The 23,571-nt window shown below is 69.5% G+C and carries 23 protein-coding genes and 2 pseudogenes; 16 read left to right on the plus strand and 9 right to left on the minus strand.

What is annotated here, in order from left to right; genetic code table 11:
• Together AB0J74_RS37130 and AB0J74_RS37135 are read right to left on the minus strand one after the other, a co-directional pair.
• Positions 1-182: pseudogene (locus AB0J74_RS37130) on the minus strand (VOC family protein); the annotation flags it as partial.
• Positions 183-224: 42 nt separating this feature from the next.
• On the minus strand, positions 225-632 hold the full coding sequence (locus tag AB0J74_RS37135) for an SRPBCC family protein (protein WP_363457407.1): 408 nt from the start codon (positions 630-632) through the stop codon (positions 225-227).
• Between the two features lie 83 nt (positions 633-715).
• Between AB0J74_RS37135 and AB0J74_RS37140 the strand changes: the two genes are divergently transcribed.
• The 5 genes from AB0J74_RS37140 to AB0J74_RS37160 all read left to right on the plus strand — a co-directional run bounded on the left by AB0J74_RS37140 (position 716) and on the right by AB0J74_RS37160 (position 5,528).
• Positions 716-1,531: an AraC family transcriptional regulator gene (locus AB0J74_RS37140; RefSeq protein ID WP_363457410.1), complete on the plus strand. Its 816-nt coding sequence runs from the start codon at positions 716-718 to the stop codon at positions 1,529-1,531.
• Between the two features lie 322 nt (positions 1,532-1,853).
• The gene (locus AB0J74_RS37145; RefSeq protein WP_363457413.1) at positions 1,854-2,204 is read left to right on the plus strand and encodes a metalloregulator ArsR/SmtB family transcription factor; all 351 of its coding nucleotides are present in this window, start codon (positions 1,854-1,856) and stop codon (positions 2,202-2,204) included.
• A 77-nt stretch (positions 2,205-2,281) separates the two neighbouring features.
• Entirely contained in the window at positions 2,282-3,865 is a 1,584-nt protein-coding gene (locus tag AB0J74_RS37150) for a SulP family inorganic anion transporter (protein ID WP_363457416.1), read from the plus strand.
• 278 nt (positions 3,866-4,143) lie between these two features.
• Complete coding sequence (locus tag AB0J74_RS37155; RefSeq protein WP_363457418.1) at positions 4,144-4,686, plus strand: GNAT family N-acetyltransferase; 543 nt, start codon at positions 4,144-4,146, stop codon at positions 4,684-4,686.
• Positions 4,683-5,528 carry a GNAT family N-acetyltransferase gene (locus tag AB0J74_RS37160; protein ID WP_363457421.1) on the plus strand — a complete coding sequence of 282 codons (846 nt, stop codon included), beginning with the start codon at positions 4,683-4,685 and terminating at the stop codon, positions 5,526-5,528. Before AB0J74_RS37155 ends, AB0J74_RS37160 begins: the two co-directional genes overlap by 4 nt.
• Before the next feature lie 205 nt (positions 5,529-5,733).
• Here the strand turns inward: AB0J74_RS37160 and AB0J74_RS37165 are convergent, their stop codons facing one another.
• Positions 5,734-6,621 carry a hypothetical protein gene (locus tag AB0J74_RS37165; RefSeq protein ID WP_363457424.1) on the minus strand — a complete coding sequence of 296 codons (888 nt, stop codon included), beginning with the start codon at positions 6,619-6,621 and terminating at the stop codon, positions 5,734-5,736.
• Between the two features lie 497 nt (positions 6,622-7,118).
• On the opposite strand from AB0J74_RS37165, the gene AB0J74_RS37170 reads away from it, so the two are divergent.
• From AB0J74_RS37170 to AB0J74_RS37220, 11 genes are all read left to right on the plus strand, one after another.
• On the plus strand, positions 7,119-7,892 hold the full coding sequence (locus tag AB0J74_RS37170; protein WP_363457426.1) for a GntR family transcriptional regulator: 774 nt from the start codon (positions 7,119-7,121) through the stop codon (positions 7,890-7,892).
• A 55-nt stretch (positions 7,893-7,947) separates the two neighbouring features.
• Complete coding sequence (locus AB0J74_RS37175; protein ID WP_363457429.1) at positions 7,948-9,222, plus strand: extracellular solute-binding protein; 1,275 nt, start codon at positions 7,948-7,950, stop codon at positions 9,220-9,222.
• Positions 9,223-9,224: 2 nt separating this feature from the next.
• Positions 9,225-10,157, plus strand: coding sequence for a sugar ABC transporter permease (locus AB0J74_RS37180; RefSeq protein WP_363457432.1), 933 nt, complete (start codon positions 9,225-9,227; stop codon positions 10,155-10,157).
• Entirely contained in the window at positions 10,154-10,993 is an 840-nt protein-coding gene (locus AB0J74_RS37185; RefSeq protein WP_363457435.1) for a carbohydrate ABC transporter permease, read from the plus strand. Before AB0J74_RS37180 ends, AB0J74_RS37185 begins: the two co-directional genes overlap by 4 nt.
• Positions 10,990-11,925, plus strand: a complete 936-nt coding sequence (locus AB0J74_RS37190; protein ID WP_363457438.1) for a BadF/BadG/BcrA/BcrD ATPase family protein — start codon at positions 10,990-10,992, stop codon at positions 11,923-11,925. The genes AB0J74_RS37185 and AB0J74_RS37190 overlap by 4 nt, the downstream gene beginning before the upstream one ends.
• Positions 11,925-12,590 carry a putative N-acetylmannosamine-6-phosphate 2-epimerase gene (locus AB0J74_RS37195; RefSeq protein WP_363457441.1) on the plus strand — a complete coding sequence of 222 codons (666 nt, stop codon included), beginning with the start codon at positions 11,925-11,927 and terminating at the stop codon, positions 12,588-12,590. The genes AB0J74_RS37190 and AB0J74_RS37195 overlap by 1 nt, the downstream gene beginning before the upstream one ends.
• Positions 12,587-13,819 carry a hypothetical protein gene (locus AB0J74_RS37200; RefSeq protein ID WP_363457444.1) on the plus strand — a complete coding sequence of 411 codons (1,233 nt, stop codon included), beginning with the start codon at positions 12,587-12,589 and terminating at the stop codon, positions 13,817-13,819. Before AB0J74_RS37195 ends, AB0J74_RS37200 begins: the two co-directional genes overlap by 4 nt.
• A complete protein-coding gene (locus AB0J74_RS37205; protein WP_363457447.1) occupies positions 13,816-14,565 on the plus strand; it encodes an SIS domain-containing protein in 750 nt (249 codons plus the stop codon). The genes AB0J74_RS37200 and AB0J74_RS37205 overlap by 4 nt, the downstream gene beginning before the upstream one ends.
• Positions 14,566-14,680: 115 nt before the next feature.
• Positions 14,681-15,616, plus strand: a complete 936-nt coding sequence (locus AB0J74_RS37210; RefSeq protein ID WP_363457450.1) for an RNA polymerase sigma-70 factor — start codon at positions 14,681-14,683, stop codon at positions 15,614-15,616.
• A gap of 86 nt (positions 15,617-15,702) precedes the next feature.
• Positions 15,703-16,668: an NAD(P)-dependent oxidoreductase gene (locus AB0J74_RS37215; RefSeq protein ID WP_363457452.1), complete on the plus strand. Its 966-nt coding sequence runs from the start codon at positions 15,703-15,705 to the stop codon at positions 16,666-16,668.
• 159 nt (positions 16,669-16,827) lie between these two features.
• The gene (locus tag AB0J74_RS37220) at positions 16,828-17,415 is read left to right on the plus strand and encodes a hypothetical protein (protein WP_363457455.1); all 588 of its coding nucleotides are present in this window, start codon (positions 16,828-16,830) and stop codon (positions 17,413-17,415) included.
• 211 nt (positions 17,416-17,626) lie between these two features.
• Here the strand turns inward: AB0J74_RS37220 and AB0J74_RS37225 are convergent, their stop codons facing one another.
• From AB0J74_RS37225 to AB0J74_RS37250, 6 genes and pseudogenes are all read right to left on the minus strand, one after another.
• Complete coding sequence (locus tag AB0J74_RS37225; RefSeq protein ID WP_363457458.1) at positions 17,627-18,070, minus strand: hypothetical protein; 444 nt, start codon at positions 18,068-18,070, stop codon at positions 17,627-17,629.
• 829 nt (positions 18,071-18,899) lie between these two features.
• Positions 18,900-19,517 (minus strand): annotated as a pseudogene (locus tag AB0J74_RS37230) (phosphoribosyltransferase family protein); the annotation flags it as partial.
• A complete protein-coding gene (locus AB0J74_RS37235) occupies positions 19,517-19,807 on the minus strand; it encodes a universal stress protein (protein ID WP_363457461.1) in 291 nt (96 codons plus the stop codon). The gene AB0J74_RS37235 and the pseudogene AB0J74_RS37230, both read right to left, overlap by 1 nt.
• 24 nt (positions 19,808-19,831) lie before the next feature.
• A complete protein-coding gene (locus AB0J74_RS37240; RefSeq protein ID WP_363457464.1) occupies positions 19,832-19,957 on the minus strand; it encodes a hypothetical protein in 126 nt (41 codons plus the stop codon).
• A 74-nt stretch (positions 19,958-20,031) separates the two neighbouring features.
• A complete protein-coding gene (locus AB0J74_RS37245; RefSeq protein WP_363457466.1) occupies positions 20,032-22,377 on the minus strand; it encodes a heavy metal translocating P-type ATPase in 2,346 nt (781 codons plus the stop codon).
• Positions 22,370-23,302 (minus strand): universal stress protein, encoded by a 933-nt coding sequence (locus AB0J74_RS37250; protein ID WP_363457469.1) that lies wholly within the window; start codon positions 23,300-23,302, stop codon positions 22,370-22,372. Before AB0J74_RS37250 ends, AB0J74_RS37245 begins: the two co-directional genes overlap by 8 nt.
• Positions 23,303-23,571 lie beyond the last annotated feature (269 nt).

Genomic DNA, 23,571 nt, shown 5'->3' on the forward strand with positions numbered 1-23,571 from the left:
TGCTGCGGGTGGACCGGCCCGTGGTCGTCGGCGAAGTCGAGTGAAACCTCGTTGGCGACCTGTACGACCAGGAACGGGCCGAACGGCTTGGGCTCAGCCAGCCCCAGGATCTCGGCGACGAACGTCGCCGACTGCCGCTTGTCGCGGACCCGCACGATGGTGTGATTCAGCTGGACAACCATCCCTCAAGTCTGGCGCAGTTGTGCGATCGCGGGGGGCCGCGCCTAACGCGCACGATGCTCCAGTGTGTCCTTCAGGACCTCGATCCCCCGGTCCATCATCTGGCCAACCGGTGTGGCCGCCTCGTGCGGCAATACGTCGGCGATCCAAACGAACCGCGTGGCGCCGCCTGCTTCGGTGAACACCTGCGCAGAGGCGTTGTGATGGGTGAGCCCGAGTGCGCTTTCGGTAACCGACCAGACCAACCGGCGCTGCTGTTCGTCATGGTCGACGAACGCCTCCCGCGCCACCGCACCGTTGAAGAACGTGACGATACGATCGTCGCCGTCGAGGCGGCACTCGACCACGAACCCGGGGACCAGTCGCCGGTGCGGGGCGCCGAAGTCGGCGACGGCCGCCCAGACGTCCTCAGGCCTGGCCTCGATCAGGATCTCTCTACGTACGGATGCCATCCACCCAGCCTGGCAGGCGCCCGACACAACGTCTTGAAGATCCTTGCGGATCCGATCGAACCCCTCGGGGTAACGTCCGCAGCATGCTCACCGCAGTCAGCCTCGTCCGCCAGCCGGCGTTCGCGATCTCGGCGGTAACCTGCCACGACGACCACACCGGCTGGTCCAAGGCCGAACTACGTGACCGGCACGGAGTCGTTCTCGTCCGCAGCGGCCGGTTTCGTCGACTCACCCGCGGAGCGGTCACCGAGATTGACCCCACCGTGGGGTACACCACCACACCCGGCGCGGAGGAGCAGTTCGCCCATCCGTGCGGCGGCGACGAAAGCACCTGGCTGACCCTGACCCCACAACTGTGGAGCGGTATCACCACGTCGACCTTCTATGTCGATGCGCGGCTGGATCTGGCGCACCGCCAGGTGCTCACCGCGACCCGTGCCGCCGACATGGACTACGCCCTGGTCGAGCGACTGCTCGTCCTGCTGGCCAACGCGTTCGGACCGCCCGTCGGGACAGCGACGGTCGATCGGGAGTACGTGGCGGCGGCTCGGGAGGCGATCACAGCCGGCCACCCCGCCGCCACCGGACTGGTACCGCTGGCCCACCACCTGGGCGTGTCTCCGTACCGGCTCAGCCGGGCCTTCCCGCGGGAGCTGGGCGTATCGCTGACCCGGTTTCGCAACCGAGTCAGAGTAGGACACGCGATGCAACGCATCGAAGCGGGCGATCCCCACCTGGGCCGTCTGGCCGCCGACCTGGGCTTCGCCGACCAGGCTCACCTCACCCGAACCGTCCACGCCCACCTCGGCCACACCCCCACCGCCTTGCGCGTAGCCCTCAAGGAACCAGCCTTGTCCGCCCGGGAGTTGCAATCGGGTTGTCCCCGGACGGCGGACTAGCCAGCGGTTACCCGAGGCTGCGTTCACTCGTCCGGGTAGCTCGCGCCGGCAACCTGTGCGGGAGAAGAATTCGGTCATTGCCGGCGGGTGGAGAGCGACGGTGGGTCGCGCCAAGCATGGGAACGGGATTCGATCACCGCGGACCTGGTGATCGTGACCGCGTCATGGCGCTTGCCCAGCGAGCCGCGCCAGCTCACACCCCTCGGGCCGTGGTAGGTCCGAGGGCCCCTTGTTGGCTACTCGCGGGATGGTGCTGTGACCTGGGACATATTCCTGACCCCCGCTGTTGGTTGCAGAGTTGTCGACTTCTTCAATTGCGAATATGCAGCCGCCTCTTTACGAACGGAAGGCCGAGTTCTTCAGGATTCTCGGGCATCCGGTCCGCATCCGCGTTCTCGAGCTTCTCGGCGATGGACCGCGCCAGGTGCGGGAGCTGCTCGATGAGATCGCTGTTGAGCCGTCGAACCTGTCCCATCAGCTCGGTGTACTCCGTCGGGCGGGCATCGTCGTATCGACCCGGGACGGAACGGCTGTCGTGTACGCCCTCGCAGGACCCGACGTGGCTGATTTGATGCGAGCGGCCCGCCGAATTCTGACTGAGATGATCAAGGGACAGTCTTCGCTGCTCGACGCGTTGCGCCAGCCGACCGGTGACGAGCCCGTCGCCGTATGACGTCAGCATTGGCCTTGCTCCGCCGTACGCGAGCCGCCGTTCGCGGCGTCCATCCACGTTGGACGGACTTGACGGCGATGGGACGCGACAAGGGAGCCAACCTGACCGCCGGTCTTACCGTCGCGGTCGTCGCATTGCCGCTGGCTCTCGGGTTCGGGGTGGCGTCGGGGCTTGGCGCGTCGGCCGGGCTTGTGACCGCGGTCGTCGCCGGCGCCTTGGCGGCCGTGTTCGGCGGGTCGAACCTGCAGGTCAGCGGACCGACTGGGGCGATGACTGTCGTGCTGGTGCCGATTGTTGCCCAGTACGGGACTTCTGGCGTCCTGACCGTCGGGCTGCTGGCCGGAGTCTTGCTCATTGTCCTGGCCCTCGCCCGCGCCGGACAGTACGCGCGGTTGGTGCCGGTGCCGGTCGTCGAGGGGTTCACCGTCGGCATCGCAGCGGTGATCTTCATCCAGCAGGTTCCTGGCGCGCTCGGAATCACCGCTCATGGGGACGGAGTTGTGCCGACCGCGATGAGCGCGGTGCGACAGTTCGCGTCAACTCCACATTGGACCGAAATGCTAGTAGCCGGCGGGGTCGCGGTAATGGTCCTGGTCGGGTTGGCTTGGCGCCCTAGGGTCCCGTTCTCGCTTGTCGCCGTAGCCGTCACGACGCTGTTCGCGTCGCTGCTGCACCTGCCCATCGATCGGATCGGTGCGCTCCCGGCGGGGTTGCCCGCGCCCACGTTGGCATTCCTCGATGTCGGCGCGATACGCCATCTGGCGACGGCGGCCATCGCCGTGGCCGCGTTAGCGGCGTTGGAGTCGTTGTTGTGTGCCAGCATCGCGGACTCGATGCGCGCCGCTGCACATCCTGCCGCCGTCGAGCGACACGACCCGGACAAAGAGCTGTTCGGCCAGGGCATCGCGAACCTGGTGGCACCGTTGTTCGGCGGGCTGCCAGCAACGGCGGCGATCGCCCGTACCGCTGTCTCTGTCAAGGCGGGGGCAACCACCCGACTGGCCGCGCTCAGCCACGCGGTCATCCTGGCGGCCATCGTCCTCGCGATCGCGCCGCTCGTATCGCTCATCCCGATCGCCGCACTCGCCGGTGTCCTGTTCGCCACTGCGGTCCGCATGGTTCACCTGGCCGTGCTGTCCCGGTTGTTCCGAGCCAGCCGGTCCGATGCTGCGGTGCTCGTGTTGACGGCCTCGGCGACTCTCGCGTTCGACTTGGTCACCGCCGTACTCGCCGGTCTCGGTGTGGCGGTGATCTTGACACTGAGAAAGGTCATCAAGGCAGTGCACGTTGAAAGGATGGCCGAGGCCGGACCAGAGGGGCTCGTGGTGTTGCGACCGGTCGGGCCGCTCTTCTGGGCGGGCGCACACAGCCTGGAGAAGCAGCTAAGCGCCGTGGACGAAGCGGGCAGTGTCCTGATCCGCATGTCACGTGTCAGCGCGATCGACGCCTCCGGGGCGCAGATCCTGCGCGAGGCGATTGCAGGGCTCCATCGCCGCGGCATCACGGTGTACCTATCCGGTCTGGACGTGACCCACCACCGGCCCCTCGATGCTCTTGGCGTCCTCGACCAACTCGCCGGTCACATTTACGAAGACGCCGCTGAGGCGTTGAAAGCCGCGCGCCAACGGCACACAGCCCAGCTCAAGCCCGCGGCGGCATGACACGGCAGCGAAACAGAACGTCTGGCAGCGTTGAGGATGTCGGCGGTACCTCAGGATGGGCTGGATCCAACTCGTCCGCTCTACCGACAACCGCAGCCACGGTGAGCAGTTCGAAATGGATCCCCCCGAGATCGTTCGTTAGGTACAGGTTGCGCGACGAGCGCACCTTTCCTGAGGGCCGTTGAGGAACAGAGCCGACCGGGCCGGCATCCTTACGAAGCTGCTACGTCCGCGGCCGACCGTTCGTCTTAGCCGGACGCCCTGCGTACCGTTGCGGTATGGACGGCGTCCTCTCGGGTCGGCCCGACCCCTCCATCGAAATGCCCGCTGACGGTGTGCGGATCGAGCCGTACAACGGTTCCCGGGAGAACCTGCGGCCATTGTTCGAGCTGGCCGAGGATTCGCCTGCCCAGCTCGGCTCGTACCTGGACGCCGGTTGCGTCCTGGTCGCCGTGCTGGGCGACGAGGTGATCGGTCATCTCCAGATGGTCGACGGCGACCGCCCTGGGGTGGTGGAGATCAAGAACATGGCGGTGCGGGAAAGTTGGCAAGGCCGCCGCGTCGGCGCGCGGTTGGTGCGGGCGGCCATCGATCTGCTCAGCGACGACGGGGGCTCGACGCTAGAGGTCGCTACCGCCAGCGCCGATATCGGGAATCTTCGTTTCTATCAGAGGCAGGGCTTTCGGATGCGCTCGGTCGAACGGCACGCCTTCACCGCAGCGACTGGCTATCCAGCGGGACTGACCATCGACGGCATCGCGCTGCGTGACCGGGTCTGGTTGGACTATCAGGTCGACACATCGCAGCGGCCTGGCCGATGAAGAACGATCGGCTCCCGCTGTTCTGCGATATCGCGCTGGCCGAGCGCATCGAACGGGCCGAGGCGCAACTGATCGCCGGGGCCAGCCAAGCCGCCGGGACTCGCGAGGCGGGTCGGGGCTTCGTGATCCCTTTCGCCGGCGGAGTGGCCAGCTATGCCGAACAGGACTCGCCGTTCAACAAGGTCGCCGGGCTGGGCTTCACCGGCGTGCCGAGTGCGGACGCCCTCGACGAGGTGGAACGCGCGTTCGCCGCCCACAACGCCCCGGTACAAGTCGAGCTGGCCAACCTCGCCGATCCCGCGATCGGTGTCCTGCTGACCGAACGGGACTACCGGCTCGTCTCGTTCGAGAACGTGCTCGGCCGCACCCTGACCGGTGAACCCGAGCGGGACATGCCACCCGGGGTGCAGGTACGACATATCGGCGACGACGAGCTCGACACCTGGCTTGCCGTCGTGGTGGAAGCCGTCATGCACCCGGATGCCGAGGGACTGCCCCAACATGAACAGTTCCCGCGCGGGGCTCTCGAGCAGGCCGAACGTGATCTTGTGTCCGTGCCTGGCGCCATCTGCTATCTCGCACTGCTCGACGGTGCCGTCGCCGGGGCCGCCAGCATGCGCATGGCCGAGGGTGTCGCACAGTTCGGTGCGGCGACCCTACCCGCATACCGCCGCCGGGGAATCCAAACCGCGCTGCTGTCGGCGCGGGTCGCCGACGCAGCGGCAGCCGGCTGCGACATCGCCGTGGTCACCACCCAGCCCGGCTCCACCTCTCAGCACAACGTGCAGCGCCGCGGCTTCGACCTGCTGTACACCCGCGCCGTTCTGGTCAAGCAACCCTGAACCCAGCAGACCGACCGCGACGTCGTACGCCGCTCCGCCCATCAGGCAACTGGCGGTCGGCAGGTCGAGGATCACGGTATTGGCCGACGTGCCCTGGTTCAGGCCCTCACTCTCCAACGCAAAAGTTCGAGGCTTCGAATGGCAACGCGTACGCGTGGGGCGGCCTAGCGGACAGCCTGCGGCTCGGGTGCCGGCTGCGACTATTTCAGGCCTGACGCCGCATCCGATAGTGCAGCCGAACCGCGGGGATGTTCCAGAACTTGAGGCTGTGGTCGGCCCGCACGTCACCGTCCTCGTCGACGTACAGATGGAAGTGTTCGTTCAGCGGGAGATGTCGTGCGCTGAGCGTGTCGTCATACCGCTCCAGCACGAGATATGCGCCGTTGCCGCCGAACTCTTCGATCGGGGAGTGTAGATGGAAACTGCCGTCCGGGCCCGCGGAGGGTTCGAGGAAGACCTGCAACGAGCCCAGCGGGAGGGGAAACACGACGCGGACGCTGGGCTGCCTGCGACCGGGAAGGGTCCTGACGCCATAAAGCCCGCTGTAGGTCACGTGGCCGGTCTTGCGCATGTTGCGAAGCCAAGCCGCGCCGACGACCTCGCCGTGCGCGTCATGGACGTGAACCACCTTGCTGGTCATCCCAAACGACGCATCGAGCGGCCGCATCGGCAAACAGGCCTGCTGCAGCCGTTCGCTGAGCAGGGCCGTGACAATCCGGCCGAATGGCCAAGCAGCGGTGGACCACTCCGACCATAGATCCAGGTGCCACCGGGAGGCGCGCTCGTAGAAGTCCGCGATCCGCGGGTCTACGTCGGCGGGATCGAAACCCTCGCCGGCGAGCGCGGCGAATGAGGTCAGCAGTCCGTGATCGGGACCCGTGCTCAGCGAGCCGCCGAGATCGGTGGCCGTTCGTTCCACCCACTCGTGCCCGACGATGTCGCGCCCGGCGCTCGGGCCGATCAGCCAGCTGACCGAGTCTCGCGGGAAGCGCCGGCTGGAGACACGCATCAGAGCGCGGCCGAGGAGGTCGATCGGATGCCGGCGCGACACAGGATGAGTCAGCGGCGGCTGCGTCTCCTGAAGGGCGCTCACGAGCAGAAGGTACACGGCAGCCACGAATCGCCCTCACGCCCGGACACGGCGGCGCGCCAAGATCGAATGCTCAGTTCTCAGAAGGAAGGGACGCGCGTGACTTGAGGCCCGCACATCAGAACCCGGCCTGGAGAGCAGACGGTCACGGCGCGGGCCGTGGACACCGCCGGCAACCGCTCGGCGCCGAGCAACGCCAACGTGGTCACCGCGTACGGCTGTCGAGCGAGCTCAGGCGGTGTCTCGACGAAGCCCCAGCCGTGGCACCAGCAGGACCACGGTCCCACCACGGCCCTCGACGTCACCATCCAGCTACGCGAGAGCCTCGCGGCCGCTGGTGGACCACGGGGGCCGTGCGGTGCGGGTGGAACGGCATCTCACCTGCGCTTTTGTCCGGCTAGATCATCGCCTGGTCTAGTCGAATTCCGTTCATGGTCTAGCCCAGCGGCGTCCGGCGGCACTAGCGTCCCACCCACGCGAACAGAGATCGGCTCGCGAAAATGCGACCGGCGTCGGTGTGGGAGGTGAGCGCGATGGTGCTGGACGGCTCCGACCGTGCGTCCGAAGCCCGGGCCCGCCTGCTGCACCTGATCGACTCGCTTTCGGTCGGGGCGCGGATACCCGCCGAGCGCGAGCTCGCGCAGCGCTGGTCGGTGGCGCGGATGACCCTCCGCAAGGCGATCGACGGGCTGGTGCTCGACGGTCTGCTGGAGCGTCATGAACGCCAGGGCACCTACACGAGCCGGCCGCGGGTGCCACGGCACCTGACGATCGCGTCGTTCACCGAGGAGATGACCCGCCGCGGCGTCAAGGCCAGCAGCCGGACGCTGGACATCCGCCGGATGCGGGCGACCACCCAGGTCGCACGCCAGTTGCGGATACCCGAGGGCGACCCGGTGATCCGGTTCATCCGGCTACGGTTCGGCGACGATGAACCGATAGCCGTCGAGACCAACATCGTCCCGGCCCGGTTGTTCCCGGACCTGGGCGCCGAAGACCTCGACGGCTCCTGGTACGCGCTGATGGAAGAGCGCTACGGCATCGACATCATCTCCGGCACCGCGCAGGTGGAGCCGGCGCTGCCGGACGCCCGTACCGCCGAACTGCTCTGCATCTCCGACACGCAGCCGTGCTTCCGCATCCGGACGCTGGTCCGGGACCGGCACGGCCGGATCGTCGAGTGCGGCGAGTCCGTCTATCGCGGCGACTACTACACGATCACCGTCGAGCTGAAGCCGACGAAAGCAAACCGACCTCTCGAACCCCAGCGGTAGCGCACCCTTTCATGGAGGCACCACGGTGAGAACGCGCATGCATAGAAGACGTTTTATGGCGATTGTGGCGGCATTCGCCGTCGTGGCGACCGGCTCGGTCGGTTGTGGCGGGGGCGACGACGGCGCCGGCGACGGGAACGTGACGCTCACGTTCTGGACGCACACGCACCCGCCGATGATCGAGCTGAACAAGAAGCTGATCGCCGAGTACGAGAGCAAGAACCCGAACGTCAAGATCGAGTATCAGACGATCCCCAACACCGAGTTCAACACCAAGATGCTGACCTCGTTGTCGACCGGCGCCGGGCCCGACGTCATCAACATGGACGACAACGCTCTGCGCGGCGAGTACCTGCCCAAGCGGCTGCTTGCCGAGATCGACCCGAAGGCGTTCGGCAAGTCGTCGGTCGACGAGGTCGAGGCCGACTATGTGCCGGGCACGCTCGACGGCGCCAAGGACGCCGAGGGCAAGCTGTACGGCGTGCCTAGCGAGTTCAACGGCACCGCGTTCGCCATCAACACCGCCCACTTCAAGGACGCCGGCCTCGACCCGGCGAAGCCGCCGAAGACCTGGCAGGAGGTCATCGACTACGGCAAGAAGCTCAACGCCGCCGGTCACAAGCAGGCCTTCAACTTCCTCTACCTGCACTCCGGCTGGTACAGCCAGTGGTTCCAGACGCTGACCAACCAGACGGGCGGCTCGATCGTCTCCGCCGACGGCAAGACGGCGACGCTGGAGTCCGAAGGCACCAAGGAGGCGCTGCGCCTGTGGGTCGAGTTGGCCCGCACCTCGGGGATCTCCGACCCGAAGACCTCCTCGCGCGACGCGACCGTGCCGTACCAGGACCTGGCCAGCGGCACCCAGTCGATGGCGATCGTCTACCCGTGGTCGATGGACCAGATCAAGGAGTCGAACCCCGACACCTACAAGAACCTGGCCGTCGTGCCGCTCCCCCAGCCCACCGCGACCTCGACACCGGTCAACCGTGTCTACGGATACTTCTGGGCGGTCAACAACGCCAGCAAGCAGAAGACCGAGGCGTGGAAGTTCATCTCCTACCTCGCCAGCCAGAAGGAGCGGTGGCTGACCGACGTCAGCTTCGTCCAGCCGGTCAAGGGCTGGGAGACCAGCGCGCCGGCCAAGGCCCTGCCGTTCATCGACGTGATCGCGCAGTCCTACAGCACCGGCAAGTACGACCAGGTCGGGCCGCACTGGGCCGAGGTGCAGGACACCATCCGCAGCGCGGTCGACGCGGCGGTCTTCGACGGCAAGCCGGTCGACGAGGCGCTGCGTGAGGCGAACGAGGCCGTACAGCGGAGCATCGGTTAGCCGTGACCGCCCCCTCCCAAGCATCCCCACCCGCGACCACAGGTTCCCCCGCCGGTGAGCGCCCCTCCGGCGCCGGCCACCGCCGGCGCCGGAGGGTCCACGGCCGCGACCTGCTCGGCGCGCTGCTCTCGGTGCCCGCGCTGGTGCTGTTCGCGCTGTTCGCCATCTATCCCGGGCTGCGGGTGTTCTACCTGAGCCTGTTCGACTACAGCCTCACCTCGCCGCCGGAGTTCGTCGGGCTGGACAACTTCCGGTTCCTGGCCACCGACCCGCGATTCCGCGAGACGGTGCTGAACTCGATCTTCTACACGGTCGGCACGTACGTGCCCGCGCTCGTCCTAGCGCTGCTGCTCGCGATCGTGCTGCGCCGCATGACCGCCGGCCTCGGTTGGGTGCGGTTGCTCTACTTCCTGCCGGTCGCGACCAGTTGGGTGGCGATCTCCGTGGTCTGGCGGCTTGTCCTGCACCCCGACGGCCTGCTCAACCAGACGCTCGGGCTCGACGTGACCTGGCTGAGCAGCTCGTCGAGCGCCCGGTGGGCGCTGGTCATCATGGGCGTCTGGAAGGAGACCGGCTTCTTCCTGATCCTCTTCCTGGCCGGGCTCGCCCGGCTGCCGGCCGAGGTCCACGAGGCCGCGCTGGTCGACGGCGCCAACGCCTGGCAACGCTTCTGGCGCGTCACGTTCCCGCTCCTCAAGCCCATCACCGCGATCTGCACGATCATCGCGGTCATCCGCGGCTTCCAGTCGTTCAGCCCGCAGGTCGTGCTCACCAACGGTGCGTTCGGCACCGAGGTGGTCAACCAGTTCGTCTACAAGACCGCGTTCGAGAGTGCCCGCATGGGCCGCGCCAGCGCGGTCGCCGTCCTCATGTTCGCGCTGCTGATCGCCGTGACCATGGTGCAGCTGCGGGTGTTCCGCCGGGAGGACTCATGAAGACCACACCGGTGCGCCGCACCGCCCGCGTCGGCGTCCAGCTGGTCGTCGCGGCCGGCGGCGTCATGTTCGCGGCGGTGCTCGCGTACGCCTTCCTCTCCGCGCTCAAGCCCGGCGGTGAGGTGCTCGCGGTGCCGCTGCACTGGTGGCCGAGCAGCTTCGAGTGGCACAACTTCGCACGGCCGTTCACGAAGGCCGCGTTCAGCCGCTACTACCTCAACAGCGTGGTCGTCGGCGTCACGGTCACGCTGCTCAACATCGTCACCTGCACGCTGGCCGGGTACAGCTTCTCGAAGTTCTCGTACCCCGGCCGCAACGCCGCGTTCGTGATCGTGCTCGCGACGCTGATGGTGCCACTCGAGGTCATCTACGTCCCGCTGTACGCGCTCGTATTCGACCTCGGCTGGGTCAACAGCTTCGCCGGCCTGATCATCCCGGCCGGCACGAGCGCCTTCGGCATCTTCCTGATGCGCCAGAGCATCGACTCCGTCCCCGACGAACTGCTCGAGGCCGCGCGGCTGGACGGCGCCGGCGTCGTGCGCACTCTCGTCACCATCATCGGCCCGCTGGTCCGCGGTCCGATCGCGGCGCTGGCGCTGTTCATCTTCCTGATGAACTGGGACAGTCACCTCTGGCCGCTGCTGGTCGCCTCCGACGACGAGCACCGGACGCTGCCGGTCGGCCTCGCCGCGATGCAGGCCAACAACCTCGGCGCGAGCAGCGTGCCGATGATGATGGCCGCCGCGGTGCTCGCGCTGCTGCCGACGATCGCGCTGTTCCTGAGCCTGCAGAAGCGGTTCGTCGAGGGCGTGGCGATGAGCGCGGGGCTGCGATGAGCGGCCTGCGCGTCGGTGTCGACGGTGGACAGTCGCGGCTGCGACTCGCCATCGTCGGCGACGACCGGGTGCACGAGGCGTCCGGATTCAGCTACCACGCAGGTGACCCGATCACCGCCACCATCGACGCGGTCGAGCAGGCGTGGGGGTCCGCGGGCGCGGCCGGCCGCGTCGAACGGGTCGTGCTCGGGCTGACCGGACTGCCGACCAGCGCCAACCGGCGCGACGCGCTCTCGGCCGGCGTCGCGCGCGTGCTGCGAGCGCGGGAGGTCGTGCTCGGCGCGGACAACGTGACCGCGCACGCGGGCGCGCTGCCCGAGGCGTACGGCGTCGCGCTGACCGTCGGCACCGGCGTCGGCTGCCTGGCCGTCGACCCGGCCGCCCGGACGATCCGCCGGCTCGACGGCTGGGGCCACCTGCTCGGCGACGACGGCAGCGCGTTCGCGATCGGCCGCGCCGGCGTCGCGGCCGTGCTGCGGGCGCACGACGGGCGGGGCCCGGCAACCGCGCTCGACGCGGTCGCACAGGCCCGCTACGGTCCCGTCCGACAGCTGACCGAACGGATCTACACCTCGCCGCGGATGGTCGACGACATCGCCCGGTTCGCGCCGGACGTGGTCGCGACCGCCGCCGCCGGCGACCCCGTATCGGTCCACATCGTCCGGTCGGCGGCCGGCGAGCTCGCGCACACCGCGGCGAGCGCCGTCGCCTTCGTCGCCGGGACAAACAGGGTGCCGGTGGCACTCGTCGGCCGGTTGGTTGCCGCCGGAGGCCCGCTCGTCGACGCGTTCCACGAGGCGCTGGCCGCCGGATGCCCGCGCGCCCTGCCCGTACCGCCGGCCGGCGGCGCCCTCGACGGGGCGCGCCGCCTCGCACGGCTCGACCACTGTGGCCCGTACCAGGACCACCTGCACGTCTACCGAGGATCCTGATGCACATTCCGTTCCCGTCCCGCGCATTGATCGTGTCCTGCCAGGCACAACCCGACAGCGCCCTGCACGGCCCCGACGCCATGGCCCGGATGGCCCGGGAGGCGCTGCGCGGCGGCGCACAGGGCATCCGCGCCAACGGCGTCGCCGACGTCGCCGCCATCCGCGCCGTCGTCGACGTACCCATCATCGGCATCAACAAGCTCGGCGACCGCGACGGCGTGTTCATCACGCCCTCCGCAGCCGCCGCCGGCGCGGTGATCGACGCCGGCGCCGACCTCGTCGCCATCGACGGCACGCGCCGGGCCCGGCCCGACGGCACATCGCTGTCCGCGCAGATCGACGCCATCCACCAGCGGTACGGCGTGCCGGTGATGGCGGACGTGGACGACTACGAGGCTGGGCTGGCCGCGGCGGACGCGGGTGCCGACCTGGTCGCGACCACGCTGTCCGGCTACACGGGCCAGGCCGTGCCGAACGGCCCCGACCTCGAGCTGGTCGCCCGGCTCGCGGCCGCGATCGCCGTGCCGATCGTCGCCGAAGGCCGGATCTGGACGCCGGACGAGGCCCGCGCGGCGTTCGACGCCGGCGCGCACGCGGTGGTGGTGGGCACCGCGATCACCAACCCGTCGGCGATCACCGCTCGTTTCCGGCGGGCCGCGGCATGAAGGCTGGTCACGCGGCCGTGCCGCTGGACGTCCCGGTCGGCACACCGCTCGGCGGGTACGCGGGCCGTGCCGGCCCGTCGACGGGCACGCTCGACGCGCTCACGGTCGCCGCGGTGTCGATCGAGAGCGGCGGTACCCGGTTCGTCTGGGTCGTCGCCGACCTGCCGTACGTCCACGAGGATCTCGCGACCGAGGTCGCCGCGACCATGCCGGATGCCGTCGTCTGGGTGTCGGCGTCGCACACGCACGCCGGTCCCGAGACCAGTTGCCTGCCGTCAGCTCCCATCACGCCGGCGCCATGGCGCAAGGCGGTCACGGAAGCCGCCACGCGTGCGATGGCGGCCGCCGTCTCGGCCGAACGTGACGCGCTGCTGGAACTGCGGCGGTGCCGGCTGACCGGCGTCGGCGGGCAGCGGTCGGGCGCCCGACCGCGGCGCACCGTGCCCGTCGACACGCTCAGCTTCACCGACCGGTCGGGGGCGTTGCTCGGGGCCGTCGTCGTGCTGCCCGTCCACCCGACCGTGCTCGGCGCCGACAACCTGTGTGTGAGTGCCGACCTGACCGGCGCTACCCGGCGTGCGTGGAGCGACATCGAGCCGGGCGCCTGGGTGGTCGTCGCCACCGGCGCGGCCGGCGACGTCAGCACGCGGGCGCACCGGCTCGCGCAGACGCCGGCGGAGTGCGATCGGCTCGGCACGATCGTGGCCGAGACCGTCGTCCGCGGCCTGCGGCGACCTGCCCGGGCGCTGGTGACCGCGCAGGCCGCCATCGGCGAGCGCAGGCTGCGAGTCCCGCTCGAGGCCAAGCCGCCGCCGGCGTCGCCGGCGCTGATCGGCGAGTTGGAGTCCCGGCTCGCACGCGCGGCCGGTCCGGTCGCCCGGCGCACCGCGTGGACGGCGCTGCAGGCGGCACGGCTGGCAGCGGAGTCGCCGGCCCCTGCCGTCGATCCGGCCTGTGTCGTGTCGGCGGTCCGGATCGGCCCGGTCTCGCTGGTCGCGCTCGGTGCGGAGCCCTACCTCGCGCTCGGCGAACGCCTCGACCGGGCGGCCGACCACCCGACCGTCCTCATCGGATACACCAACGGCTACCTCGGGTACCTGCCCATCCATGCGGCCTACCGGCGCGCGGATTACGAGGTGCTGCGCTCACCGGTCGTCGCCGGCAGCGCCGAAATTGTGCTCGACCAGGCGGCAGCGCTCGCCCTGGCCAATCGGAAGGATCGTCCGTGACCAACCCAACCGCCCTCGGTGCCCTGCAGGAGGCGATGAACCGCGTGGTCGCCACCCAAGGGCCGGCGATCAGCAAGGCCGCGCTGCTGTGTACCGAGGCGCTCGCCGGCGACGGCATCGTCCAGGTCTTCGGCACCGGCCACTCACGCTCGTTCGTCATGGAGGTCGCCGGTCGCGCCGGCGGCCTCGTGGCCGCCAACGCACTGTCCATCAAGGACCTTGTGATGTACGGCGGTGTGGACCCGGTCGAGATCCTAGACCCGCACTGCGAACGCGATCCCGCGCTCGCGCACCGGGTCTGGGCGCTGCACGACGTACGCCCGCAGGACGTGCTGTTCATCGCGTCGAACTCGGGCATCAACGGCGCCGTGGTCGAGATGGCCACTGTCGCCCGCGCCAACGGCAACCCGGTGGTCGCGGTCACCTCCGTCGCGCACAGTTCCTCGATGGCCTCCCGGCACCCGTCGGGCGCCCGCCTGTTCGAGGTCGCCGACGTCGTGATCGACAACTGCGGCGTACCCGGCGACGCCGCCCTCGAACTGCCCGGCGGCGCGCGGATCGTGCCGACGTCGACGATGACCAGCGTGCTGGTCGCGCAGCTGCTGACCGCGGAGATCTGTCAGGCGCTGATCGCGCGTGGCATCGACCCGCCGGTCTACCTGTCGGCCAACATCGAGGGTGGCGACGCGCACAACGACGCGCTGCTGGCCCGCTACGCCGGCCGTCTGAAGGTCCACGAACCGTAAATCGGCACCGATCGACGCTCACGCGGCGGGACTTCCGGCGGCCGAACCGCTGGGAGTCCCGCGTCCCGTAGAACCGTGGTCGGATGGAGCCCGGCGCCGCGCGATGTGATTGTCTTTGTCCGTGGATCACGTCGAGCGGTTCGAGCTGGCCAGGCCCCGGTTGCAGGCCATCGCGTACCGGCTGCTCGGCTCCGTTGACGAGGCTCAGGACGTCGTGCAGGAGACGTTCCTGCGCTGGCACGCCGCCGACGTCGACCGCATCGAGGTGCCCGAGGCCTGGCTGACCAAGGTCCTCACCAACCTGTGCCTCAACCAGCTGACCTCCGCCCGGGCGCGGCGCGAGACCTACGTGGGCCAGTGGCTGCCCGAGCCGCTGCTCGGCGGCGACCCGATGCTCGGCCCGGCCGACACCGTCGAACAGCGTGAAGCCGTCTCGTACGCCGTCCTCACGCTCATGGAGCGCCTGTCGCCCGACGAACGGGCGGTTTACGTGCTGCGGGAGGCCTTCGACTACCCGCACCGGGAGATCGCCGAGATCCTCGAGATCAGCGAGGCCGCCAGCCAACAGGTCTTCCACCGGGCCAAGAAGCACCTCGCGTACGCGCAGGCCCGTCCCGCCGTCGACCAGGCGGCCGCCCGGCGGATCGTCGAGGAGTTCCTCGCGGCGGCCGCCAGCGGCCAGACCGACGAGCTCGTGCGCCTGCTCACCAAGGACGCCGTCGCCCTCGGTGACGGCGGAGGGAAGGTGCCGGCGCGCACCAGGCCGTTCGAGGGCGCCCTGGCGGTCGCCAAGTTCGTCGCGGCCATGTTCACGCCCGCCGAGGGAAAGCGCGCCGCCGTCGGCGGGCCGCCCGAGATCTACGCCTGGAGCGCGAACGGCGAACCCGCCGTCGTGGCCGTCGTAGCCGGCCGCGTCGTCGCCGTCATGTGCCTGGAGGTCACCGCCGAGGGCATCACCGCCTGCCGCACCCAGGCGAACCCCGACAAGCTCGAACGCGCGACCGCGCAATGGGCCCGTGCCGACCACGGAGCGCCCCTGCTCGTGATGTGACGCGGCCCACCCACGACCCCTGTCAGGGATCGGCCGGCCATCCGGTTCAGGAAGCGACACCAAACCGGAGAGCAAGGGAGCCGACAATGCGAGTGCTGGTAGCAGGAGCGACCGGAGCGCTGGGCACGGAACTGGTGCCGCGGCTGGTCGAGGCGGGCCATGAGGTGTTCGCCATGATCCGCAGCGAAGCCAAGAGGGACACGGTGGCCCGGCTGGGCGCGGTCCCGGTCGTCGCGGACGCGCTGGACCGGGCCCAGGTCGAGGCCGCGGTACGCGAGGCGGCACCCGAGGTGGTCGTGCACCAGCTGACCGCCATCGCGCACATCGACACCCGCAATTTCGAACGCAGCTTCGCCGCCACGGATCGGCTGCGGATCGAGGGCACCGACAACCTGCTCGCGGCCGCCCGCGCCGCGGGAGTGCGGCGGTTCGTCGCGCAGAGCAACGGCGCTTTCACGTACGCCCGCACCGGCGGGCCGGTCAAGGACGAACAGGATCCCCTGGACCCCGCGCCGGTACGCCAGATGGGCTCGATGATCGCCGCGGTCCGGCACCTGGAGACGGCCGTGCTCGGGGCCGCCTGGACCGAAGGGATCGTCTTGCGCTACGGCGCCTTCTACGGGCCCGGCACCTCCATGGCGCCCGGCTCGGCGCAGTTCGAGATGATCCGCAAAGGTCGGTTCCCGATCGTCGGCGCCGGCGGCGGGGTGTGGTCGTTCGTCCACATCGCCGACGCCGCGCAGGCCACCGTCGCCGCCGTGGAGGCTGGCGGCCGCGGCGTCTACAACATCGTCGACGACGATCCGGCACCAGTCGCCGAATGGCTCCCGGAACTCGCGGCGATGCTCGGCGCCAAGAAGCCGATGCGGGTGCCGCGGTTCGTCGGCCGGCTGGCCGCCGGAGAGGCCGGCGTGGTGCTGATGACCGAGCTACGGGGCGCGTCCAACGCCAAGGCCAAGCGCGAACTGGGGTGGCGCCCGACCCACCCCACCTGGCGCCAGGGTGCGATGGTCAGCGCGGCCGGCGCGGCTCGCAGGTCGGAGAGTCGCTGAGCTCCTGGAAGCGCAGGGGCGCGGCGCCGGCACCGCGGGACCTCGACTAGCGAACGCCGGCGGGTTGGCGTCGCGTTCTGGACAACACAGGCGACAACGCTGTTGTGAAATCTCAGGCTAGGACGACGAGAACCTGACCTTTCGCGACGGCACGAGGCGGTGGGCATGAGCGATGACATTCACGTGCGGGGCGGCAAGCACACACTGGTCGCCTCCGGGAACACGATGACGATTGACGGCGACGACACCTACGACCTCACGGCATTGAAGGCGGTCAGCTACGACGCGGTACGGCGTCACCTCAACGGCGCCTACCAAGGGACCGACTTCAAGATCCAATTTAAGCAGGACAAACGCACGCGGATGTTCATCTTGACCACCAACCACCGGGACGAGAACCTCGAGGCGTACCGGCAGTCGTGGCTCCAACTCGTCGACCGCATCGAAACCATTGCGATCCCGCACCTCGGCGACAGCATCGTGGCGGCTGTCCGGGCCAACGAGACGGTGTCGATCGGTCCCGCCGGTGGCAAGGTGATACTGAGCCCCCAGGGCGTGAAGAAGGGCGGCCTGTTCGGCAAGCAGGTGCCATGGGCCCAGGTGACCGGCACCGACGTCAACGACGGCGTGATCCGCGTGTTGGGCAGCAAGGCACCCGGGGCCGCGGAGACCGTCATCGGCGGGGTCCCTGTCACGGAGTGGAACAGTCGCGTCCTGCCATATGTGGTCAGCCTTTTGAAGGGGTGACCGAGCCCGTGGTACGCCACGGGGGCACGCCGCAGCCGGACCATTTGCTGGAGGTCACCGGCGGCAACGTCGCAGACGCCCGTGCCATCTGGGGCTTCGCACACGGCCTTCCCGGCCGACGCCGACCTCGACGCCGCGTGGGAACACGGGATCAGCGCGTTCGCCGTCCATTGCGCACCACGACACCCCGAACGCGGGCGATGACGTGCGACTACGCGAGCCCGTGGATGGCACCCAGTGCTGCTGCCGTATCGGTCGGCGCCGAATACAAGATCAGGATCGTGCCCACCACGAGCGTGATGATGCCCGCGGTCCAACCGATGAGCAGACCCAGGCCGAGGCTGCGATCACCATGGAAGACCAGCCAACCACCCGTCAGGACACAACCGGCGAACAGCGCCAGTTGAAGGAGGACGACGAGATAGCCAACCATGAATAGTGAGTCTGGACTCGCGTGGTAGATGAACATGTAGAAGGAAAAGAGCCACAGGCCAGTTGCGGGTACGTGGCAGGCAAGGGCGACGACGAGCCCGGCGGCGAGTCGCCCGCGCCGCATTGGCGTCGAGCCGGTCGGCGGTTCGGGCGTCAATGGTGGCGTTTTGGGCAACGCTCCTGCCCGCCGTGGACCAGCTGACGATGGGGGCGGTGCGGCCATCAGCAGGACCCTACCCTCCCGCTTCGCAACCAGCAGGCCGCCGATGTGGTCCTAGTGCGGAGCGCCGGCCGCGGTCGCGGTCGCGGGGAAGCTGTAGCTAATGGCCGGTCAACACCCCGTTCGCCAAGTGGTACAGGTGGCTGGTGAACCAGTCCCTGGCCGCATGCGCGGCGGCGGTGAGGGTGCCGGGCTCTTCGAAGAGATGCGTGGCGCCCGGTACGACGACGATGTCGTTGACGCCTCCCAACTGGGCTTGTGCGGCCCGGTTGAGAGCGAGGACCTGCGTGTCCAAGGCACCAACGATGAGCAGGGTGGGCACCGAGACGTCAACCAACCGTGGCCCTGCCAGGTCGGGACGGCCGCCCCGGGAGACGATGGCGGCCACGTCGGCGTGGGGCTCGGTCGCCGCCAGCAGCGCGGCCCCGGCTCCGGTACTCGCGCCGAAGTAGCCGATGCTCAGGTCACGGCCCCAGGGCTGATCGCGGACCCAGGCGGTGACGCCGGTGAGCCGACCGGCGAGCAGCGGGATGTCGAACACGTTGGCCCGTGTGTTGGCCTCCTCGGGAGTGAGCAGGTCGAACAGCAGGGTTCCCAGGCCCGCGTCGTCGAGGATCGAAGCGACGTACCGGTTGCGTGGACTGCGGCGGCTGCTGCCGCTGCCGTGGACGAACACCACGAGGCCGGCCGCTCCCCCGGGCAGCGTCAGATGCCCGGGCAGTTCCACTGTGGAGAGCTGAACCGTCACCTCCTCGTCGCGGCCGGCAGGGGAGTTGGCCGAAGCCCACCGCTCGGTAGGCGTCCGTTCGGCGGCGCGGAGCAGAAGATCACGGACCTCGTCGTCCGCTGTGGGAGAGAAGTCTTGATACCACTGGCCGACGGAGGACACGACGTCCGGCGCACGGACGCAGACCACGTCGTCGGCGTCGCGGCTCAGCTCCACGACGACATCGGCCGCTGCCACCGGGACAGCGAGGATGACCCGACCGGCGCCGCGGGCGCGGGCGACCTTGCAGGCGGCCCGCGCGGTAGCGCCGGTCGCGATCCCGTCATCGACGATGATGGCGGTACGTCCGGTCAGGCCCACAGCGGGCCGTTCCCCGCGGAGCTGGTGCGCCCGCCTCGCCAGGGCCGCGCGCTCAGCCACTTCGACCTTCGTCATTTCTTCGGTGTCGACGCGCGCATGGCGGATCACATCCGGGTTGAGGACGCGTACCCCACCTTCGCCGATCGCACCCATGGCCAGTTCCGGCTGCGTGGGAACGCCCAGCTTCCGGACGACGATCACGTCCAGCGGCGCGCGCAGCAGTTCGGCGATCCGAAAAGCCACCGGCACACCCCCACGCGGGAGGCCCAACACCACGACGTCACGGCCAAACAGATAGGACAGCCTCGAAGCGAGCTGCCTGCCGGCGTCTGCCCGGTCTTCGAAGACTTGAGGTCCGAACATCACGGAGTCCTCCTCTCAGGGCACTGGCTGAGCCGAGCAGAGTCAAGTTGAGCGGCTGCACCGGCGCCCTGTCCTTCAAGCAAAGCTCGCCGGCCGCTAGGCCATGTAGGGCCGATCGGCCGTAGTGGCCGCCGTTGACCCAGGCAGCATCGGGGCGGAACCACAGCGACGGGGCACGTGGGGTTGTGGAGCAATGAAGCGGTCACTGAGCCAAGCAGCCGTCCACTGAGCCGCGGATGATCACGACCCTTCTCCCAAGCTCCTGCCGCGCCGGGCCGCGCCGCGGACACCGCGCTGTGCGTCGTCCAGACGATTCAGTCGGGGGTACGGATCGCGGTCGCCGCACGGACCCGCCAGCGTGGACCGGCCGGCGCGGCCGCCCCGGTCAGTTCGGGAACGGTGACCGCGACCGAAGCCCGTACGCACATTACCGAGGGCACGCCGGTCACGGTCGACACCGGAAGGCAATCGAAGGGCCACCCCCAACGCGCTCGACGCAGTCAGAAGGCCGGCCCTAGGTCGGGGGCGGGTGAGCCTTGGCGGGCATGAGGCTGAACGCGTTCTCTTCTTCTTGCGCGTTGTGCAGGCGCAGGATCGCGTACAGGCCGTAGAGCGCGCCGCGCAGGTCGGTGATCTCGTCCGGATCGGGTTGCTCGCCGAGATCATCGCAGGCGCGGCGTATGCGGCGTACCTGGTGCTCGATCTCGGCATGGGTGCGGCTCAGGGATGCGATCGGGTCCGGACCCAAGGCGCGTTCGAGGATCGGCAACAGTTGCTGCTCTTCGGACTGCTCATGAGGCAGCAGATCGGATTCCAGTTGATCTGTCAGAGCTCGCGCGGATGCCACGTCGGCCCGCGGGCCGCCGAGGTCGTCGGCGACCACGCGGACCTGCTCGACCAGCGGCCGGATCGCCAGATGCTGCGCGTACAGCTGCCGGGTCTGGCTCAGATCGGCCTGCGGCAGCGTCACGGTGAGCGTGCGGCTGGGCAGCAGAGCCGTCAGCGCGATCGCGATCGCCGCGACATCGATGCCCTCCTGGAGGATGGCGCCGGCGGTCGGCGACAGCAGTCCTGCGGCTGCCAGGATCATGGCCGCCAAGGACATCGCCATGCCGACGGCTGCGGCTCGGCGGGCGATGTGGTGGCTGCGGCGGGCGATGAGGATCGCGTCGGCGAGCCCGTCGACCCGGTCGGCGGTGAGCACCACGTCGGCTGCTTCGGTCGACGCGGTAGATCCGCGGGCGCCCAATGCCACTCCGGCGCCGGCGGCCGCGAGTGCTGGGGCGTCGTTGATGCCGTCACCCACCATGATCGTCGGGCTGGTCCGTTGTTCGGCGCGCACAATGGCCAGCTTCTCGGCCGGGTCCCGGTCTGCGTAGACGGCATCGACGCCTACGATCCGACCGATGGTCTCGGCGATGTCGCCGCGGTCGCCGGTGACCAGCGCCGCACGGCGGATGCCGGCCTGGCGCAAGGCCCGCAACATGCGGGGCGCATCCGGTCGAAGCGGATCGGTCAGCAAAATCACCCCAGCGGGTTGGCCGTCGATGGCGACGAACACCGTCAGAGAGCCATCGAGGGCGGCGCGGCGGCGGGCGCGACGCACCCAGCCGGGAGTAGGTCCGTCGACGATCCACGCGGCCTTGCCCAGCCGAACCGCGTGGCCGTCGGCGAATCCCTCGATGCCGTAGCCGTGCCGTTCTCGCACCTCCATTGGCGTGTCGAGGTCAAGGTGACGCTCGCGGGCGGCTGTGACGATGGTTGCCGCGAGCACGTGCGCCGACACCTGATCGATGCAGGCGGCGAGCCGAAGGACATCGTCCGCTGCCAGCCTGCCGGCGGTGACGATGCCGGTGAGGGCGGGGCGACCGCTCGTCAGGGTTCCGGTCTTGTCGAACAGCAGGACCCGGCCCGCCGCAAGGCGTTCGAGGGCGGCGCCGCCTTTGAGGATGACGCCGTGCCGGGCAGCCCGGGACAGGCCGGACATAATCGCGATGGGGGCGGCCAACAGCAGGGGGCACGGCGTGGCGACCACGAGGACCGCGACGGCCCGGACGGGGTCGCCGGTGACCGCCCACGCCAGCCCGGCCACCACCAGGGTCAGCGGCACGAACCCGAGGGCAAACCGGTCAGCCAACCGCACGAACGGCGCGCTGTCGGCCTGAGCCTGCTCGACCAGTCGCACGACGCCGGCATAAGTCGACTTCGCGGCGCTCTGGATCGCGATCATTGTTACGGACGAGCCGGCATTGACAACGCCGCTGCGCACATCATCGCCGGCCACCCGGTCGACTGGGTTGGCCTCGCCGGACAACGCTGACTCGTCGAACACCCCAGCGTCGATCAGGCGCCCATCAACCGGCACGATCTCCCCCGCACCCACCAGCAGCCGGTCACCGACCGCCACCTGATCGACCGGGACTTCCCGCATGCCCTCTGGACCTTGGCGGCGGGCAGTGCGGGGCGCGCGAGCGGCCAGCAAACTCAACTCGCGGCGGGCTCGTGCCGACGCACGGGCCTCAAGCACACCACCGGTGAACAACATGACCGCGATCACCGCACCGGCCACGGGCTCCCCGACCAGCAGCGCGCCCAGCAGCGCCAGCCAAGCGATCACGTCCACCGACGGCTGCCGACGGCGCACCGCCGCGCCGATCGACACAGTGGAGTACGCCAGTCCGATGACCGTCGCCGTGGTCCACAGAGCGGTGCCAGGCCCAGGCGCACCGAGGAAGAACACCGCGACACCAGCAAGCAGAAGCAGAACCGACAGGCCGAACAACAGGCTGGCGCGCGCGACCCGGACCCGCGCGGGCCATCGCTGCGCTGGTGCCGACGGCGCTGCGACCCGGTCAGGCAATTCTGGTCACTCCCCTCCGCGCTGAGGACCCCGCACCCAACGCTGTCCCGCGGCTGTGGATGACCGCGACCGGACTGTGGGCGCAGTGCACCAGGGCCTGGCTCACTGAGCCGAGCAGGAGCCCGCTCAGTTCGCCGCGGCCACGGGATCCAACGACAACCAGGGCCGCGTGGCGAGAGGCGTCGACAAAGACGCTCTCGGCGTTATCGGCTGGGCCGAGGCGGAATCTAAGTGCCGTGTCCTCGAGGAACAGCACGGGCCGGACCTCTCGGCGAACCTTCGCCTGAGGGTACTCAGCTAGCCATGGCGCAAGTGCGGCGTCAAGAAACGCCTCGGCGGCCAGTGAACCCTCACCGGTGTCGGGGTAGACGTGGAGGGCCTCCAACGCGACGTGCTGCCCGGCAGCTTCGTCAAATGCGAACGCCATCGCAGCCGCGGACTCCGGCGAGCCGTCCACCCCGACGACGATCGGCGCGTCCGGGGCAGTCGTTTCACCGGGCCGGAACACGACCACCGGGCAATGGGCGTACGCGACAACTTGGGCACTTACCGATCCGAGCAGCAACTCTGGGAAGCCGCCGAGGCCGCGATGTCCGACCACGACCGCGTCGGCCGTGCGCGACAGCTCGATCAACGCCATCTGGCCGCTCTGCGCGACCTGCACGGTGTCGATATCGAGGTCCGGGTAGTCCGCCCGGAGGGCGGCGACCGTCGCGTCCAGCAATGCTTGGGCGTCGTCCCTCGATTCGGTTGGCAGCGCCGGCGCGAAGGCCGCGAAGCCTAGCGATCCATACCCCGCCGAATACAGCAGGCCGTGCGTGAGGGTGAGCGACGCTCGGCGGCGTTGCGCCATCGCACCGGCGTAGCGCGCGGCACCCAAGCTTTCCTCGGAGCCGTCGACACCGACGGCAATGGTGTGTCGCATCAGATCACCCCCGTGAACACGGCCGGCGGTGGGCGCTCGGACAACTTCCAGCCAACGTCAGCGCATCCCACCCTGGGTAGGGCCGATCGGCCCCACCCGCAGCCGCAAGGTCACCATCGTCCACGGCGCCCCCACGCGGCCCGGCCGTCAGGTTCAGCTGCGCCCGGCTGGGCTGCTCGCGGTGGGCGCCGGCACGGCGTGCGCCGGGTCGAGACCATCGCCCGCGCCGACAGCATTCCCGCGGACCGCCCGGGGGACCGTTGTCGACC

It is taken from the genome of Asanoa sp. NPDC049573 (assembly GCF_040676615.1).
In the GTDB taxonomy this organism is placed as follows: Bacteria; Actinomycetota; Actinomycetes; order Mycobacteriales; family Micromonosporaceae; genus Asanoa.